Here is a 17,227-nt window from a genome sequence, read left to right on the forward strand (position 1 = left end):
TTAAAGATATTCTTGAGAAATAGACAAGCTATTTTATTTAGTCTTTTTTTCCCACTCATATTCATCGGAGCCTTTTCTTTTTCGGGCAGTGAACCTCAGCCATTTCTTATCGGAGTAGAAGATAAATCCAATTCACCTTTTTCTTCTGAATTTTTAGAAAACTTAGAAAATGAAGATTTATTTACATTAATTAATGGAGATTTTGAAAACCTCAAACTATCTCTGGAAGAGGGCGAGATAGGAGGATTAATTGTAATTCCTGAGAATTTTGAGGAAATTGAAAATTTAGATGCATTGAAATTTTATGTGGATGCTTCTCAAGCAAGACAAGCTAGTATTATCAAACAGGCCATAGACAGATCGCTTGTTTCTATAGAAAGGAATATAAGAAATATGTCTCCTTTATTTTCTGTTGAATTGGAAGATGTGAAATCAAGAAATCAAAGGTATATAGATTTCTTACTTCCTGGACTATTAGCTTTTATGATCATGAATTTGAGCATTGCTGGATCAGGATTTAATATTGTGGAATATAGAAGAAGAGGAATACTTAAACGATTATTTGTAACTCCAATCAAACCTAGAGACTTTATGATTGGTATTGTTTTAGCCAGAATGGCCATCGTTCTAGTTCAACTTTCTGCCGTTTTATCTATAGCGTTACTTTTATTAGATATAAATATTATTGGCAGTTATATTTCGTTTTATTCTGCTGTTATTCTAGGAACTCTTATTTTTTTATTTATAGGCTTTGCACTTGGGAGCCTCGCAAAGACTCAAGAAGGCATCAGGCCTGTTGTAGGTTTGGTTACATTTCCCCAAGTTATCCTGTCTGGAGTATTTTTTCCTATCAGCTCGATGCCTGAATTAGTTCAACCAATAGTTTACTCTTTACCGCTAAGTTCAGTTGTTTCCTCATTAAGAGAAATTGCTAATGATGGTGCAAGTCTTTTCTCTTTTAGTACCTCAACTATTGGGCTAGTCATCTGGGTAATGATTGCTTTTTTTATCTCAATAAGATTCTTTGTCTGGAAAGAAGTGGCTAGATAATCATTTATATTTTGAGAATATACTTTTAAAAAGAGTTAAAATGGAAATATTCCATTAAAACTCATTTAATAAGGCAAAAAAAATTGTTCCAAAGTGCTAACTACAAGAACCCACGAAAATTATTAAATTCATGGGAAGCTCAAGCTTTAGCCACTTTGACTGCAAAGAAATTACCTAATTCCTTCAAAGCAGTCACAGAGATTATGCATGATGAAACAAAAGATCTTGAAGTGCGGACAGCATCAGAAATACTTTTTTGGGGAAGAGTTTGGCGCCAATCTAAGACAAAAGAAGAGGTAGTAACTTCATGGGAAAGAATCCTAAGATTGATAAAGCACTCTAACTATCAAGGAATAGTAACTTTCGATGAAGGTAAAGCATCTATGGAAGGATTTGATGAAAGAGTTGATTTACCTGCTACAGAGAGAATTAAAGAGCTTACTGAAGAAGGTTTGTCACCAGAAGAAATCATTATGCGAGGTTTTAGTTTTGAAAAGGTAAACGAAGCTTTAAAAAATGGCTCATAGTAAACTATCACTAGAAACAAAAATTTGTGCAAACTGCAAAAGACCCTTTTCATGGAGAAAAAAATGGGAAAGGAATTGGGAAGAGGTAAGATTTTGTAGCAAAAGATGCAAAAGAGAGGGGAAATGTTAAGAGTAGATAAAATTATATTAACAATACTAGCAATTGAGCATTTAGGATTTGGCATCTATGGCTTTTTTTCTCCGGAAGGTATTGCTGAACTAACTGGCTATGGACTTAATAGTGAATTTGCTTTTTCTGAAATAAGGGCTTACTACACTTTAATTTCGGGATTGGGACTTATGGCCTTTTTGGCAATTTTCTTTCACAAGCTCGCAAGGCAAACCTATATCCTTTTTTCGTTCATGTTTAGTTGTATTTTCCTAGGAAGGCTTACTAATTATCTTCTCACTGGTCAGATGGATAACTCTATTATGATCGCCATGATTGCAGAGGCCTTGGTGATAGTCCTATCGCTTTGGAGACTTGCTTCTTCTAAAAACAGGACAGTAGCAGAAGTTTAAATGAGCTCTAATACCATCACACTTATATTTTGCTTAGGCGGTATAACTTTTCTGTTAAATTGGTTACTTATACTTCATTGGTATTTCAAAAATACTTCATTACAAATAACTAACAAAATCCAGCTTACAAGAATCTTCTTACTTTGTTTGTTCATTTCCATTTTTGGAGTTTTAACAACTGGTGTTATATTTGTTTCCGCTTTAATGTTTTCCCACGGTTAAGAAATTTAAAAGTATGGACAATAAATATTCTCTTGAAAATTTTTCTAGACCAAAATTAGAGCTACCAAAGAAAGATTCTAAGCTGCTTCTTCATAGTTGTTGCGCACCTTGCGCAGGGGAAATAATGGAAGCCGTTGCAGCATCGGATATTGAAACTACAGTTTACTTTTATAATCCTAATATTCATCCTGTTGAGGAATATGAAATAAGAAAAGATGAAAATAAAAGATTTTGTGATGCCTTAGGATTTAAATTCATTGATGCTGATTATGATAAAGAAAATTGGTTCGAGCGAATAAGAGGTCTTGAAAATGAACCTGAAAGAGGGAAAAGATGCACAAAATGCTTTGATATGAGGTTCGAAAGATCAGCGCTATATGCAAGTGAAAATGATTATGCTGTTTATGCTACAACACTAGGTATCTCAAGGTGGAAAGATATGAAACAAATAAATGATTCCGGTCACAGAGCAGCAGGAAGGTATGACCAGGTCAGTTATTGGGATTTTAATTGGAGAAAGCAAGGAGGTTCTTCAAGAATGATAGAAATATCCAAAAGAGAAGAATTTTATCAACAAGAATACTGTGGTTGTGTTTATAGCTTGAGAGATACTAATAAATGGCGCAGAGAGAACAACAGGCCTAGGATAAAACGCGGTATAAAATATTATAATATTTCATGAAACATATTATCGCGATTGGCGGTGGGGGTTTTGGAAGGAATCCAGGTGAAGGTCTAATAGAACAATATATTCTGGATCAGACTGGCAAGGAACTACCAAATATTTGCTTTATACCAACTGCAACAGGAGACAATGAAGCTTACAAAGTTAATTACTATAGTACTTTCTCAAAGTTACACTGTAATCCAGTTCATTTAGATTTCTTTAAAAGAACTCCGGATCTAGAAAAGTTAATAGGTGAACAAGATGCTATCTTTGTAGGGGGTGGCAATACTAAGAGTATGTTGGCTGTTTGGAAAGATTGGGGGCTAGATAGCTTGCTTAAAAAAGCTTACGAGGCTGGAGTCGTCATGAGTGGAGTCAGTGCTGGTGCTAACTGTTGGTTTGAAAGAGCTGTCGTTGATTCTTGGGAGGATGAACTCAAAGTAATCGATTGTATGGGGTTTGTGAAAGGCAATTTTTGTCCGCATTATGATGAAGAACCTCAGAGACGACCTTCAGTTAAGTCTTTTCTCGAAAAGGATATTATAAACGCGTGTTATGCCTCCGAAGGTAATGCAGCCCTTCACATTAAAGATAATAATGATTACTTATCCGTTGATTTCGGCAAACAAAAACTGTCTTATCTAGTTTCACTCGTCCAAGGGAAAGTATCAGAAGTGGCATTTGAATCTCTTTCTTTAAAGGCCCAAAAAAACTAAAAAGTAATCTCTCAAAATTATATAACTCCTGTTAGAATGCCTGAGTTCTATGGACCGGTAGTTCAGTTTGGTTAGAACGCCGCCCTGTCACGGCGGAGGTCGCGAGTTCGAGTCTCGTCCGGTCCGCCATTTTTCATTCAGGGTTAACACACAAATAAATAATCAATAGAATGATAATATGAAAATTCTATCTCTCATTGGTGCGTTATTAATTTCTCAAGTTTCAAATGCAGAATACTTAGAGGGTCTCAAAATAAAAAAAGTAGTCGATGGAGATACTGTGCATGTCTTTTATCAAGATGAAGTTTATAAGATCCGACTCACAGAGATCGATGCACCTGAAAGAGATCAGCCTTATGGGAGCAATTCAACTGAATATTTAAAAGGTCTTTTGAAGGAAGGAAGAGTTGACGCAGATATCTCCGGGACAGATAGATACGGAAGAAAACTAGGAAGACTATATTGGCAAGGCATGGATATTAATCGTGAGCTTGTATCAGCTGGTTATGCGTGGGTTTATGATCAATACGTCACAGATAATTCCTTTTACGAAAACCAATTAAAAGCGAGAAATTTAAAAAAAGGTCTATGGCAGGATAAAAATCCACTAGAACCTTGGAATTGGAGAAAGATAAAAAACTAATTTATCTTAAAATTGTTATGGCAATCTAACCCATCTATAATGGTTCCAGGGAGAATTGCATGAAATGGTCCTATACGAACGGAAAGCTTAATGTCAGGTCAGATGACGTTGATCAGCAGTTTACATTGCAAGAACTCATTGAAGAAGCTTCTAGACATCAAGCCTATAGAAGAAAAATAGTAGTCCTGTTTCTAGTAATCTCATTAATTTTATTTTTTATGCAGAGTTATGGAGGAGATATACCATCAAACGCGTCTATTTATTTTTATGTAGGTTATTTGTCGACTCCTCTTTTCATTTCAGGATTTATTTCATCTATCTGTTATGTTCTGATGCGAAAGCCTCCTAAGCAAGTTAGACGACTTAACAAATATTTCAAAGATTAATAGAACGTTCTTGCAGACCCTCCATCTACTTGCACAGCTAAACCGGTCATATAGTTTGCTTTTTCAGAAGCCAAGAAAGTTATTAATCCTGCTAAATCTTCAGCTTCGCCAACTCTTCTCATTGGAATATTATCGGCAATGGTTTTTTCTATTTCTTCTTTACTTAAACCAGAAGAAGAAGATTGAGATTCTAAGATAGCCTCGACTCTTTCTGTTCTAGTATAACCAGGACATACTGTATTAACTGTTATGCCATAAGCAGCTAATTCATCTGCAAGTGCTTTTGCCCATCCCAGAACACCCATTCTAAGACTGTTAGATAGGAACAATCCATTTACAGGAGTTTTTACTGATACTGAGGAGATATTAATTATTCGCCCCCAGCCATTCTCTTTCATCTTAGGTATCATGGCTCTTGAGAGCCGAATTGCTGACATCATTGTTGAGTTGAATGCATTTTGCCAATCTTCATCAGATATTTGCTCAAATGTACTTGGTGGTGGACCGCCAGTATTATTTACTAAAATATCAACTACGCCCAAGCTATGTTCGACTTCTTGCAAAAATATTTGTATATCCTCTAAAGAATCAAGGTCAGCTTTGAATGCTATAACTTTGACATTGTGATCTGTTTTCTGAAGTATTTCTTCCTTAGCTTTGTCTATTTTTTCTTGGTCTCTAGAGCAAATGGCTAGATTCACTCCTTCCTTCGCAAGATCTATAGCTGCCGCCTTACCTAATCCTTGGCTAGATGCACAAACGATTGCATTCTTATTTTTTAGATTTAAATTCATATTCAAAATTTACAGTTAAGCCTTATATTAATCAAATAATCCAGTATCATTAGCTCTGTAAATTTATGGGGTGTCAATGATCAAATCAAAGTGGATTTTCTTTTTATTATTTTCAGCATTGAGTTTATCTCTATTTCCAAGCTCATATGAAGCCAGTCAAGTCGGTATTTCTAAAGAGAGACTAGATAAAATCTCTCCTGTTCTGGAAGAAAATATAAAAGCAGGGAGATTTCCTGGCTTCATCTCAGCGGTTGCAAGAAGAGGCAAAGTTGTACATTTTGAAACTCAAGGATACTCTGATTTAGAAAAACAAATACCTCTCCAAAAAGACTCACTATTTAGAATATATTCAATGAGTAAACCAATTACTGGAGTTGCTCTAATGATTTTATTAGAAGAAGGTAAAGTAAGATTGAATGATCCTGTTTCTCTCTACATACCTGAGTTCGCCAATACAGAGGTAATGACAATTAATGAAGATGGCACAACATCTCTGGAAAAACTCAATAGAGAAGTTACGATTAGACATTTAGCTACTCATACTTCTGGAATTGCTTATAGCTTTACAGCTATACCCCAACTGCGAGAGATTTACGCCAAAGAGAGACTGTCTCCTTATTTTTTTATTGATAATTTTGAAGCTCTTGAAATAAATGGCAATACTGTAGTTAGTTCAGGAAAGTCTTTCCCAGATATTTGTACTTTTTCTGCTGCATTAGCGTCAAAAGCACCTCTGATGCATCAACCTGGTGTTAAATATACATACTCTATGGGGATGGATGTTTTGGGTTGTGTTATTGAAAGAGCGTCAGGCATGAAATTCGATTCTTTTTTAAAGGAAAAAATCTTTAAACCGCTTCAAATGAACGATACTTCTTTTTCCGTTCCAGCTTCAAAGGTAGATAGATTCACCTCTCTTTACGCGTATCCTGGAGATTTAGGTCGTTTGATACCTGAAATGAAAGGTAGAATACCAGATGACCTTTTAATGATAAAAATTGATGATCGTTCTTTTAGTCCCTATCTGAAACCTGCAACATTGTTCGATGGTGGTTCCGGCTTGGTCTCTTCAACAGAAGACTATTTAAAATTTGCCCAAATGTTACTGAATGGCGGTGAACTTGCTGGAGAAAGAATATTGAGTAGAAAATCAGTAGAACTCATGTCATCTAATCTTCTACCAGATAATATTAAAGGGTCCGATGACTATATTCAGGGTGCTGGCTTTGGTATCACAGTCGGAGTAATTGAAGATCCTGGACTAATTGGTCAATATGGTTCCGAGGGAATGTATTTTTGGGGTGGTGCTGCATCGACGTTTTTTTGGGTAGATCCTAAAGAAGATTTAGTCGCAGTTGTGATGACGCAATTGCTTGCTAATCCATGGCCTCTTAGAGAAACCTTTAATGCCCTTGTATACCAATCAATAGACGATTAAAAATGAAGAAGATTTTTCTCGTTATTATTTTGAATATTTCATTTATTAGCACCATATTTGCTAATGAACAGCCGATTATTGAATATCAATCAATTAATCATCCGGTTATAGGTGATGCGGGGATGGTTGTTTCTCAAAGGATGATCGCTAGTGAGGTCGGAGCTTCTATTCTTAGACAAGGAGGCAACGCAGTAGATGCAGCAGTAGCGACTGGGTTAGCTTTAGCAGTTGTGTTACCTAGAGCAGGAAATATTGGAGGTGGTGGCTTTATGGTTATACACCTAAAAGATCAAGATAAGAGTTTGACAATAGATTATAGAGAAAAAGCACCAGCTGCTGCCTCTAGAGATTTATTTCTAGATGAAAATGGAGATTACGATAGAAATAAAGCTCAGTTTTCTCTTCTATCAGCCGGTGTTCCTGGTTCTGTAGCTGGTTTCTATCATGCTTTAACTAAATACGGTACTCTTACGTGGCAGGAAATAATGGAACCATCTATTAAATTGGCAGAAGAAGGTTTTAAAATCCCTCATGACTTAGCAAATACATTAGCTTCGAAACGCTACAGAGAAAGGTTATCTTCTGATCCTGCTGCCTCTAAAGTCTTTTTTAAATCAGATGGCAGTCTTTATAAGGCTGGAGAAATTCTTATACAAACAGACCTTGCATCTACTCTAAAACAAATTAGCAAATACGGACCTGATGCTTTTTATCGTGGAGATATAGCCAAGCTTATTGTAAAAGAAATGGAAAGAAATGGCGGCTTGATTACTCTTGATGATTTGGATAACTACAATATAGTTGAAAGGCAACCACTCACTGGAAATTATAGGGATTTTAAAATTGTTTCTATGCCGCCCAGCAGCTCAGGAGGTACTCACTTAGTACAAATGCTAAATATGCTTGAAGAGTTTCCCATACAAGAAATGGGCTTTGGAAGCTCAGAGGGTATTCATATTCTCGCTGAGATTATGAAAAGAGCCTATGCTGATAGAAGTAAGTATTTAGGCGATAGTGATTTTTACGAAGTACCCTCAAGCCTTACAAGCAAAGAATATGCAAAATCTTTAAATTTAGATATTTCGAAAGACAAAATAACTCCTTCAAGTGAAATTTCTCCTGGCGATCCTTACCCTTATGAAAGTCCCGATACAACTCATTTTTCTGTTATGGATGCTTTTGGAAATGCTGTTTCAAATACATACACCATTAATTTTTCTTTCGGCTCAGGAAAGATGATTCCAGGCACGGGCATGCTCATTAATAATGAAATGGATGATTTCTCATCCAAGCCAGGAACGCCTAATGGATATGGATTACTCGGATCCGAGGCTAATGCAATAGAAGGGAATAAAAGACCTCTTTCGTCTATGACTCCAACAATTATTTTTAAAAATGATGAACCTTACGTAATTTTAGGGAGTCCTGGCGGTAGTAGGATTATCACAACAGTGCTTCAAGTTGCTTTGAATGTGATGGACCATGAAATGAATATAGCTCAAGCAGTTCATAGTCCACGAATTCACCATCAATGGTTGCCTGAAGTATTGATGATAGAAAAAGGATTTGGTGTTGATACTGAAACGCTTTTAAAGAAAAAAGGTTATAAATTATATCCCTCATCAACAATGGGCAGTGTTCAAGCCATTATGAAAGAGGGTAATTATTTCTACGGTATAGCTGATCCTAGAAGACCTGGTTCTGGAGTTGCAACTCCTTAAAATAACTTCATGATAAAGAGTTATTTTCCTTATCTTCTTTTATTATTTATTTCTTTCGAAGGCCTATCGCAAACAAGAACTCAAACAACTCTAGATTATCAAAATAGAATCCATCCTGAGATATCTAATAGCTTCATGGTTGTGTCACAAAATACTCATGCTACTGAGGCAGGTTACGAAATACTTAAGAAAGGAGGAAATGCAGTAGATGCTTCAGTTGCTGTAGGCTTTGCTTTGGCGGTTACTCTTCCTAGAGCAGGAAACCTAGGAGGTGGAGGATTCGTCTTAATATACGATAAAGAGGAAAACGAAGTATTTTCCATAGATTATCGTTCTGCAGCTCCAAAATCAGCAACAAGCGATTTATTTGTCCAAGAAGATAGTGTTGTAAGATTTGGTCACCTGGTAAATGCAGTACCTGGATCTGTAGCTGGCCTACTTAAAGCTCATCAGGATCATGGGACTTTGCCACTCTCTGACTTGCTTTTGCCTTCCATAAGATTGGCAAGAGATGGCTTTGAAGTTACTCACGATTTAAATTACGTATTAGAGTGGGGAAAAGAGTCTATGCTCTCTAATGCGGCTTCCAATGACAAATTCTATAGCGCGAATGAAGATCCTCTAGAGATCAAGAGTATTTTTAAGCAGCCTAATTTAGCTAAAACTTTGTTTATGATCAGTGAGAAGGGTGCTGATGTATTTTATGAAGGTGAAATAGCTAAATGGATTTCTGAAGAATCCTTATCCAATGGAGGATTAATAACTCTAGAAGATATGGCATCTTACGAAGCTAAATACAGAGAGCCTATAAAGACCTCATATAGAGGCTATAAAATAGTTTCTATGGCTCCTGCAGCTAGTGGCGGCTTAGTTTTACTTCAAACTTTAAATATTCTAGAAAATTTCAATTTAAAAGATTCAGGGCATAATTCAGCTCAAACAATTCATATTCTTTCTGAAGCAATGCAAAGAGCTTATGCGGACAGAGCAGAGTATCACGGAGATCCTGATTTTTATGATGTACCAACTAAGCAAATTTTAAGTAAACAATATGCTAAAGATTTATCTGTCCAAATTAGTGAAATGAGAACTCCTGATGGGCAAATTTATGAGGGCGATCTTAAGAAATACGATGAGAGTCCAGATACCACTCATTTCTCAGTTATCGATTCTAAAGGAAACGCTGTTTCAAATACCTACACCTTGGGTTCTTCTTTTGGTTCTGGCGTAACCATTAAAAAAGGCGGATTTTTAATGAATAATCAAATGAGGAACTTTTCACATTTCTATGGAAGAGATGATATGGAATATGGAACGAGTGAGGCAAATAAGCTTGAGCCAGGCAAGAGAATGATCAGTACTCAAACACCTACGCTTGTTTTCAATCCTAATGGCGATCTTTTTATGATATTAGGCTCTCCTGGTGGTGGTCGAATTCCTAATATAATTTCTCAAGTTATCAGTAATGTAATTGACCATGAGATGAGTTTTACTGAGGCAGTGATAGCTCCTAGGATAAATCAAAGATTGGAGGGCAATCTTCAATTAGAGACTGGCTTTAGTCCCGATACCATAAGTTTGTTGATTGACAGAGGGCACACAGTTGAAAGCTCTAATACCATGGGAAGTGTGCAAGCTATCTTTTTAGATCAAGGGAATATTTATGGTGTTGCCGATACCAGAAGACCAGGTGCACTTGCAAAAGGTAATTAAAGAAGAAAGTAGGGCACAGAAACAACTGAAATAAAAGAGACAATAATAATTCCCAAGATATTTATTAGAAATCCTGCTCTAGCCATTTGAGGCACTCTTATTAATCCTGATCCAAAGACAATTGCATTAGGAGGCGTGGCAACAGGTAACATAAAGGCACAACTTGCGGCTAGACCAACTGCCGCAGTTAATAAAATAGGATTAAAATCAGATTGAATTGCTACAGCAGCCACCACAGGAAGAAAAGTAGCTGTCGTAGCCAGGTTGGATGTAAGTTCTGTTAAAAATAGAATCATTGTTACTACGAGTACAACAAGCAACACTAAATTGATACCTTCCGGAAGTAGGTTCCCCATCCATATTGCTAGACCGGTCGTCTGAACCGCATTCGCAAGACTTAAACCTCCTCCGAATAAAACTAAAAGGCCCCATGGAACATTCTCTTGTGCGTCTTGCCACTCTAGCAATCCTCCCTTTTTTTCCTTATCTCCGCTTGGAACAAGGAACAAGGCTAATGAAGCGATCATAGCAATACCAGCATCAGAGAGACCTTCAAGAAAAGAAATATTATCTATTAGAGTTCTAAACATCCATGCCGCTGCTGTAAGAATAAATATCAATAAAACTTTATATTCAGGACCTCTTAGAGAACCCAATTCTTCTTTCATATTTGACAACAAATCAACGGTTTCGCTTGAAGTTTCAAATTTAACTTTAAAAATTATTCTGGTTAAGATCAACCAACTACAAGGCAACATCACTGCACTTAAAGGAACTCCTACTTTCATCCAATCAACAAAGCTAATATCTAATCCATAGTTATCTGCCATGAAAGCTGCCAGCATTCCATTCGGACCTGTACCAATTAAGGTAGACATGCCTCCTATGGTGGCTCCATATGCAATTCCTAAAAGTAAGGCAAGTTGGAAATTTTCCGTTTCTTTCTCGCTCAAACCTTTAACAGTTTCTTTTACAACTGTGATTACAGCAAGACCAATAGGTAAAAGCATAATGGTGGTAGCTGTATTCATTACCCACATACTTATCACAGCAGCAGTCACCATAAAGCCTAGTATTAGAGAAGCACCATTTGATCCAGCATTATTGAGGACGAATAACGCTATTCTCTTATGAAGATTCCATTTTTGGATAGCAGTTGCGATAAGGAACCCTCCAAGGAATAGATAAACTATCTTGTTGGCATAAGGATTGGCAGCACTTTGAATATCAACTATTCCCAAAAGAGGAAATAGTGCCAATGGAACAAGAGCCGTTACTGCCACAGGAACTGCTTCAGTAGCCCACCATGTTCCCATTAGCAAAAATATCGCTGCAGTTCTATGGGCTTCACTTGATAGACCTTCAGGAGTAGGAAGTGTAAGCACTAATAGTGCCATTATTAGTCCTAGGACAAATCCTTTGTTGTTCACCAAGAAGTTCATGTTTGTATTTTAAATAAAAAAGGGAGTAATAACTCCCTTTTTTCAGTAACGAAGAATTACATTTTAAGTCTGAAGTCTAAATAGTAATTTCTACCGTAATCTTGGTGAGCATCTGCAAAGAAACCGTAGAATCTATCAGCAAGAGGAGCTCGTTCATCGTCTATATTCTTTACTGCTAGTTTTATCCTTGCCTCATTATCTCCAATATCAAAATTGTAATATACAGAGGCATTGACGGTTCTCATTGACGGAATGACAAATTTTGTTCCATCTGATCTGGTTTCACTATTCTGATAGAAATCGCCTTTTTTGAGGCTAGAAATTTGAGCACCCCAATCACCATATCTATAGTTAAGTTTCATACTAGTTTTCTTGACATAGTTACCATCTAGCCCGGCTAAATCACCAAATCCTGACAGAGTGATATTGAAAGGTATTTGCCCACTTTGTTGCGCTGCAACCAGCTTTGCATATTCAGCAGTCGGTTCTTGAGTAAATTCATCTGTTTCAGAATAATTGATAGAAAGTTTAAAGCTACCCAGATCAGTATCAAGATCATAGTAAAGGCCAATATCTTCTCCTGATATTGTTCTAGTTGCTGCGTTTGCGTAAGGATCTCTGACTATTAAAGCTTCTCCCACTGGACATATTCCAGCATTAGCAAAGGCTGCTAGTTCTGCTGCATCGTAAGAGAAAGTATTATCCCTCGTAACATTTGGATTGTTATAAGCGTCACAATTATTTGGACCATAATTTATGAGGTTTATTAAATCGTTAACAACTTGATTAGATCTACCCAAAAGAACAATAGTATTTTCCTTTTCTATTTCCCACGAGTCATAAGTTAACATCAGACCATCAACAATTTCAGGTGTCCAAACAATACCCAAAGAGTAATTATCAGATTCTTCAGGTTTAAGATCTGGATTACCTATCCTAAAGCTTTGAAGTTGATATCTGTCATCTAAAGCGAAACTGTTACTTCCTCCAATGTATTCTCCAACTGCATCGTCAACATTTCCGTATCGTGTTACATATAATTGATTTTTCTGTATTAGATTTGGAACTCTAAATGAAGTAGAGAAGGAACCTCTTAATGAAACATTTTCTGAGACGTTCCATCCCAGAGCTAGTTTTCCTACAGTGGATGAATCTGTATCATCTGGATCTTCATGACGTAGAGCTATTTGAGATTCAACATTCTCTGTTATAGGGATTATAAATTCCGCAAAAATTGAATTTGTTTCTCTCTCACCTGTTGTATCAGCAGTAGGACTTGATCCCAATACATCACCTATGAATGGGAAAGTAAGACCCGTAACAGTAGATGTAAATCTAATTGTTCCATCCAATCTTGGATCTCTATCATCTGAGTATTCTTCTTTCCTATACTCATATCCAACCAACATTGCAACAGGACCTGCGGGCATATTGAATATTTCAGGATTAGATGCTTTAAAGTCAAAAGAATTTAACTCACTAGTATCATTTCTATAAACATCAATTATTGCTGGAGCCAATGCGGTTTTTACATCGGACGAGAAAATATTTATGGCATTAGATGTTGAGTCAGCTAAGCCAGCTTCTAGCAAACTATTAGATAGTCTATTTTGAGTAAAATCTTCAGACTCAGCTTTCGAACTTAGCAGAGCTGTCTCCCAATCCCAACCTGAATCAGTTGTTCCTCTTAAGCCAACAAGAAAACGAGATGTCTCTTTTTCAACATTAATGATTCTTGGGCCTATATCAGGTCTCCAGTTATCAATTCTTATATTTTTATTAGAACTGCTGTTATCGGAATTTATCCCAAGCAAATTTGTATAGTAGTAATCTGGGCCTATATTTAATAACGCTGTTGAAAAGTCTCCTGCTGGTTCTTTCAATCGTCTGTAGTCAGAGTTGTATTGACCTAGTTCTGAAAAAAATTCATTACCATTTTGAAGCTCATGATTTATAAATATAAAAGTATTATCTCTTTCTAGCTCCCCTCTGTAATCTCTGAACTGACCTGGATTGATGTAGTATTCTCCGTTAGCTAAAGAAGTTGTATCAACACCTAAACAAGTTCCATATCCTGTATCTATAGAATCAGATCTTGAACACCTTGGGTCTGTTGAAGGCATGATCTGAATCTCGCCAGCACTATCCGAATAGTCTGTTATACCTCTAAGATCAAGTTGAGCCCACTTGCCCGAATATCTATTGTTAAATGATCCATCATTAGCCCATAGAGAATCTGAAGGTATCCATTTCCTGTGATCTGAGTCACCCCATCTTGGATCTTCGGACGCAGCAATGGAATCTCTATCATAAAAATCAAACATGACTGATATGTTTGTTCTTCCTTCATTTAAATCAGCGCCATATTTTATTTGAACCCTTTCATCATTAGCATCAAAATGATCGTATCCATTGCCTCTAAAAGAAACTTCAAAGCCAGTATAGTCTGTATCTAAAACATTATTTACAACCCCGGCCACTGCATCAGCTCCATAAATAGCAGAAGCTCCATCTTTTAATAGCTCAACTCTATCAAGAGCATTTGAAGGTATTAAGTTAGAGTTCACTGACATCGTTGGCACGAAGTCACCGCCTAGTAGTTCAGTTTGATAACCTGCATTATTTACAAGTCTCCTACCATTCAAAAGAACAAGTGTGTTTCCAACACCCATATTTCTGAGATTGTATGCACCTACATCTCCTCGAGCGGAATTTACTCCCCCAGAATCAGACTCAGCTTCAGTGAAGTAGTTTAAGCCTTGCTCTGCAATATTTTCCATCAGCTCTGTTCCGTCTTCTGGACCAATTGCATCAATATCATCGGATGAAAGAATAGTCACTGGCAAGACACCTGTAATCTTTGCTCCTTTTATCTGAGAACCAGTTACAACAACTTCTTCAACTTCTTCATCAGCAATAAGTAATCCGAAGGAATTGAGAAGCCCCATCAATACTAGAAAGGTTATTTTTTTCATATTTTTCCCCAAAATAGACTAAACGCATGCTCAATTTAATAAAACTTCACTCAAAAGTCACTAAAAGTTGTATAGAATAAACTCAAGTTATGGAAAAAAAATACATACTATCCATGGATGGAGGAGGTGTAAGAACTTTAGCTTCTATAACCTTTTTAAAAAGGCTTGAGATTGCATTAAAAACAAGAATTGCAGATAAGTTTGATTACTTTATAGGGACCTCAGCTGGTGCTGTTTCGTGTTTGGCTCTAGCTGTTAATGCAGCAAAAATTATTGATCTAGAAGATATTTGGGCACCAAGAAATATAAATAGAACTATGAGCAACTCTTCTTGGGAAAGTAAATTTGGATTACTTCAAGGAAGACCTAAGTATGATAACGTGGGTAAGCTTTTTGTTCTTGAGAAATATTTCGGTAAAAGTATCATGATGGATGCAAAAAAACCTGTAGCAGTAACGAGCTATGATATAGAAAAACGAAAACCTGTCCTCATAAGGTCCTATTCTGAGGCTGATAGTAAAATTAAAATTATTGATGCAGCAAATGCAACCAGTGCTGCTCCAATTTATTTCCCTACAGCAAAAGTAGAGGATAGGTACTTAATTGATGGAGCTATTGTGGCTAATAATCCAGTACTTCATGGATATGCAGAAGCCATAAAATTATTTCCCAATACCGAACTGAAAGTTTTAAGTGTAGGAACAGGTCTAAGCAAAAGACCCTTAAAGGGTGAAGCCTCACAAAATTGGGGAGTTGTCGGATGGATGATGCATGATTTATTTGGCCTGATGGTGGAAAGTAGCCTTGATCATGAATTAGCAGGAGATTTGATTGGGGAAAATTATTTGAGAGTCAATTCTCCGTTAGGAACTGTCAATAGAAGGTTAGATGACAAAAGAGAAGGGAATATCAAAAAAATAGTCGAAATGGGGGAAGCTTGGTGGGAAGAGTTTGGAACAAAGGCAGTGAACTTGCTTACCTCATGAAAATTAATTTTCTCTTATTATTGTTCATTGTTTCTCTCATAAGTTGTGCAGTAAATCCTGTAACAGGTAAGCAAGATTTTGTGATGATTAGTGAGGAACAAGAGATTCAGATGGGAAGAGAATACAATTCCCAAATACTCAAAATGAATCCAGTTTATGAAGATCAAGAGCTTCAGGAATATGTTCAATCAATAGGAGAATCTCTTGCCTTAAAGAGTCATAGACCTAATCTCATTTATAGATTCACTATATTGGATAGTCCCGACATCAATGCTTTTGCATTGCCGGGTGGTTACATATATATCAATCGTGGATTGATGAGTTACTTTTCAAGTGAAGAAGAATTGGCAGCTGTTTTAGGTCATGAAATCGGTCACGTCACTGCAAGGCATAGTGTCAGACAATATTCACAATCTCAATTAATGGGTATTCTTTCAGCAGCTATTGAGATTAACTCTGGTAGAACGGCAGGCAATGTAGCGAACTTGGCATCAGGAGCTCTTCTATCTGGTTATGGAAGAGAGATGGAACTAGAAGCTGACGATTTAGGGGCTCAATATATCTATCAGGATGGATATTCTCCGCAAGGTATGTACGATGTGCTATCGGTGCTCAAAGATCAAGAAACTTACTCTAAGAAAATAGCTGAGCAAAGAGGACAAGAACCAAGAAGTTATCATGGAGTTTTTGCAAGCCATCCATCAAATGATCTTCGCCTTCAAGAGGTTTTAGATAATGTGAGCAATACTTATCAAAAAGGAAATGAAAAAACAAAAGACATCTATCTCGAGAAGATAGAAGGTATGGTATTTGGTGATTCAGAACAATCCGGCATTAGGAGAGGTAATAAGTTTTATCACGGTCCTTTAAATCTTTTCATGTCCTCTCCTGAATCTTGGGAAATTATCAATACACCCAATCAACTAATTTTCATGTCTCCTTTTGGAGAAGCAGTTTTGCAGATGACTCTTGAAGATCTAAATTTTAAAGAATCACCAGAAAGTTATTTGAGACGTTTCGCCTCAAATACATATGACGATATGAGTTTAAATGTTAATGGATTTGAAGGATTCACTGTCAAGACTTATAGGAACGGAAAAGAAACAAGGATGGCAGTTATTTTTAAAGATGATCAAGTTTACCAATTATTAGGTTACGCAAAAAATGATTATTCTAATATCTCACAATATGATTCCGAATTTCTAAATATCATTAATTCTTTTAGGAATCTAAAAGAAGAAGAACGAGTTCTATCGAAGCCGCTAAGACTGAAAATTTATAAAGTTAAAGAAGGAGATAGTTATAAATCTCTTGCTTCAAAAAGCAGTATAAATATTAATGCGGAAGATCAGTTGCGACTCATCAATGGCGATTATCCTGACAAAACTCTTAAAGCTGGAAGATTAATTAAGATAGTTCAATGAA

General features: G+C 36.5%; 16 protein-coding genes and 1 tRNA gene. 14 read left to right on the forward strand and 3 right to left on the reverse strand.

All coding sequences use genetic code 11. The annotated features are described in order from the left end of the window. The first annotated feature begins 12 nt into the window (after positions 1–12). The 9 genes from M9C83_02895 (at position 13) to M9C83_02935 (ending at position 4,733) form a co-directional block, all read left to right on the forward strand. A complete protein-coding gene (locus tag M9C83_02895) occupies positions 13–1,050 on the forward strand; it encodes an ABC transporter permease (GenBank protein URQ67163.1) in 1,038 nt (345 codons plus the stop codon). An 83-nt stretch (positions 1,051–1,133) separates the two neighbouring features. Next, positions 1,134–1,577: a hypothetical protein gene (locus M9C83_02900; protein URQ67164.1), complete on the forward strand. Its 444-nt coding sequence runs from the start codon at positions 1,134–1,136 to the stop codon at positions 1,575–1,577. Continuing rightward, positions 1,567–1,707 (forward strand): DUF2256 domain-containing protein, encoded by a 141-nt coding sequence (locus M9C83_02905; protein ID URQ67165.1) that lies wholly within the window; start codon positions 1,567–1,569, stop codon positions 1,705–1,707. The genes M9C83_02900 and M9C83_02905 overlap by 11 nt, the downstream gene beginning before the upstream one ends. After that, entirely contained in the window at positions 1,701–2,099 is a 399-nt protein-coding gene (locus tag M9C83_02910; protein ID URQ67166.1) for a DUF4345 domain-containing protein, read from the forward strand. Before M9C83_02905 ends, M9C83_02910 begins: the two co-directional genes overlap by 7 nt. Before the next feature lie 235 nt (positions 2,100–2,334). Beyond that, complete coding sequence (locus M9C83_02915; protein ID URQ67167.1) at positions 2,335–3,003, forward strand: epoxyqueuosine reductase QueH; 669 nt, start codon at positions 2,335–2,337, stop codon at positions 3,001–3,003. Continuing rightward, entirely contained in the window at positions 3,000–3,704 is a 705-nt protein-coding gene (locus M9C83_02920) for a peptidase E (protein URQ67168.1), read from the forward strand. The genes M9C83_02915 and M9C83_02920 overlap by 4 nt, the downstream gene beginning before the upstream one ends. 51 nt (positions 3,705–3,755) lie before the next feature. Then, positions 3,756–3,833 (forward strand) — tRNA-Asp (locus M9C83_02925). Between the two features lie 49 nt (positions 3,834–3,882). Then, positions 3,883–4,347, forward strand: coding sequence for a thermonuclease family protein (locus M9C83_02930; GenBank protein ID URQ67169.1), 465 nt, complete (start codon positions 3,883–3,885; stop codon positions 4,345–4,347). Positions 4,348–4,406: 59 nt separating this feature from the next. Then, a complete protein-coding gene (locus M9C83_02935; GenBank protein URQ67170.1) occupies positions 4,407–4,733 on the forward strand; it encodes a hypothetical protein in 327 nt (108 codons plus the stop codon). Here the strand turns inward: M9C83_02935 and M9C83_02940 are convergent. Next, positions 4,730–5,527: an SDR family oxidoreductase gene (locus M9C83_02940; GenBank protein ID URQ67171.1), complete on the reverse strand. Its 798-nt coding sequence runs from the start codon at positions 5,525–5,527 to the stop codon at positions 4,730–4,732. The two genes, M9C83_02935 and M9C83_02940, sit on opposite strands and share 4 nt — an antisense overlap. 76 nt (positions 5,528–5,603) lie before the next feature. Here M9C83_02940 and M9C83_02945 point away from each other — a divergent pair, with 76 nt between their 5' ends. Genes M9C83_02945 through ggt (M9C83_02955) form a run of 3 tightly spaced genes read left to right on the forward strand, consistent with a single transcriptional unit; the run spans position 5,604 to position 10,399 of the window. Next, a complete protein-coding gene (locus tag M9C83_02945) occupies positions 5,604–6,965 on the forward strand; it encodes a beta-lactamase family protein (protein URQ67172.1) in 1,362 nt (453 codons plus the stop codon). A gap of 2 nt (positions 6,966–6,967) precedes the next feature. Further along, positions 6,968–8,686, forward strand: coding sequence for a gamma-glutamyltransferase (gene ggt, locus M9C83_02950; protein ID URQ67173.1), 1,719 nt, complete (start codon positions 6,968–6,970; stop codon positions 8,684–8,686). A 9-nt stretch (positions 8,687–8,695) separates the two neighbouring features. Further along, positions 8,696–10,399, forward strand: a complete 1,704-nt coding sequence (ggt, locus tag M9C83_02955; protein URQ67174.1) for a gamma-glutamyltransferase — start codon at positions 8,696–8,698, stop codon at positions 10,397–10,399. On the opposite strand, the gene M9C83_02960 is transcribed toward ggt (M9C83_02955), so the two are convergent. Further along, positions 10,396–11,796: a DASS family sodium-coupled anion symporter gene (locus tag M9C83_02960; GenBank protein URQ67175.1), complete on the reverse strand. Its 1,401-nt coding sequence runs from the start codon at positions 11,794–11,796 to the stop codon at positions 10,396–10,398. The genes ggt (M9C83_02955) and M9C83_02960 overlap by 4 nt on opposite strands. Positions 11,797–11,897: 101 nt before the next feature. Beyond that, positions 11,898–14,816, reverse strand: a complete 2,919-nt coding sequence (locus M9C83_02965) for a TonB-dependent receptor (protein URQ67176.1) — start codon at positions 14,814–14,816, stop codon at positions 11,898–11,900. Positions 14,817–14,905: 89 nt separating this feature from the next. On the opposite strand from M9C83_02965, the gene M9C83_02970 reads away from it, so the two are divergent. Both M9C83_02970 and M9C83_02975 read left to right on the forward strand, forming a co-directional pair. Beyond that, positions 14,906–15,802 (forward strand): patatin-like phospholipase family protein, encoded by an 897-nt coding sequence (locus tag M9C83_02970; GenBank protein URQ67177.1) that lies wholly within the window; start codon positions 14,906–14,908, stop codon positions 15,800–15,802. Continuing rightward, entirely contained in the window at positions 15,799–17,226 is a 1,428-nt protein-coding gene (locus M9C83_02975; protein ID URQ67178.1) for a M48 family metalloprotease, read from the forward strand. Before M9C83_02970 ends, M9C83_02975 begins: the two co-directional genes overlap by 4 nt. Position 17,227: the final 1 nt, after the last annotated feature.

The sequence above is a fragment of the SAR86 cluster bacterium genome (genome assembly GCA_023703575.1).
GTDB lineage: Bacteria > Pseudomonadota > Gammaproteobacteria > Magnimaribacterales > Magnimaribacteraceae > Magnimaribacter.

Coding starts and splice junctions, on each gene's coding strand:
- M9C83_02935 (URQ67170.1), top strand. CDS start 4,407: ATGAAATGGTCCTATACGAACGGAAAGCTTAATGTCAGGTCAGATGAC.
- M9C83_02945 (URQ67172.1), top strand. CDS start 5,604: ATGATCAAATCAAAGTGGATTTTCTTTTTATTATTTTCAGCATTGAGT.
- M9C83_02960 (URQ67175.1), bottom strand. CDS start 11,796: ATGGCACTATTAGTGCTTACACTTCCTACTCCTGAAGGTCTATCAAGT.
- ggt (URQ67173.1), top strand. CDS start 6,968: ATGAAGAAGATTTTTCTCGTTATTATTTTGAATATTTCATTTATTAGC.
- M9C83_02930 (URQ67169.1), top strand. CDS start 3,883: ATGAAAATTCTATCTCTCATTGGTGCGTTATTAATTTCTCAAGTTTCA.
- M9C83_02910 (URQ67166.1), top strand. CDS start 1,701: ATGTTAAGAGTAGATAAAATTATATTAACAATACTAGCAATTGAGCAT.
- M9C83_02920 (URQ67168.1), top strand. CDS start 3,000: ATGAAACATATTATCGCGATTGGCGGTGGGGGTTTTGGAAGGAATCCA.
- M9C83_02940 (URQ67171.1), bottom strand. CDS start 5,527: ATGAATTTAAATCTAAAAAATAAGAATGCAATCGTTTGTGCATCTAGC.
- M9C83_02905 (URQ67165.1), top strand. CDS start 1,567: ATGGCTCATAGTAAACTATCACTAGAAACAAAAATTTGTGCAAACTGC.
- M9C83_02965 (URQ67176.1), bottom strand. CDS start 14,816: ATGAAAAAAATAACCTTTCTAGTATTGATGGGGCTTCTCAATTCCTTC.
- M9C83_02970 (URQ67177.1), top strand. CDS start 14,906: ATGGAAAAAAAATACATACTATCCATGGATGGAGGAGGTGTAAGAACT.
- M9C83_02915 (URQ67167.1), top strand. CDS start 2,335: ATGGACAATAAATATTCTCTTGAAAATTTTTCTAGACCAAAATTAGAG.
- M9C83_02975 (URQ67178.1), top strand. CDS start 15,799: ATGAAAATTAATTTTCTCTTATTATTGTTCATTGTTTCTCTCATAAGT.
- ggt (URQ67174.1), top strand. CDS start 8,696: ATGATAAAGAGTTATTTTCCTTATCTTCTTTTATTATTTATTTCTTTC.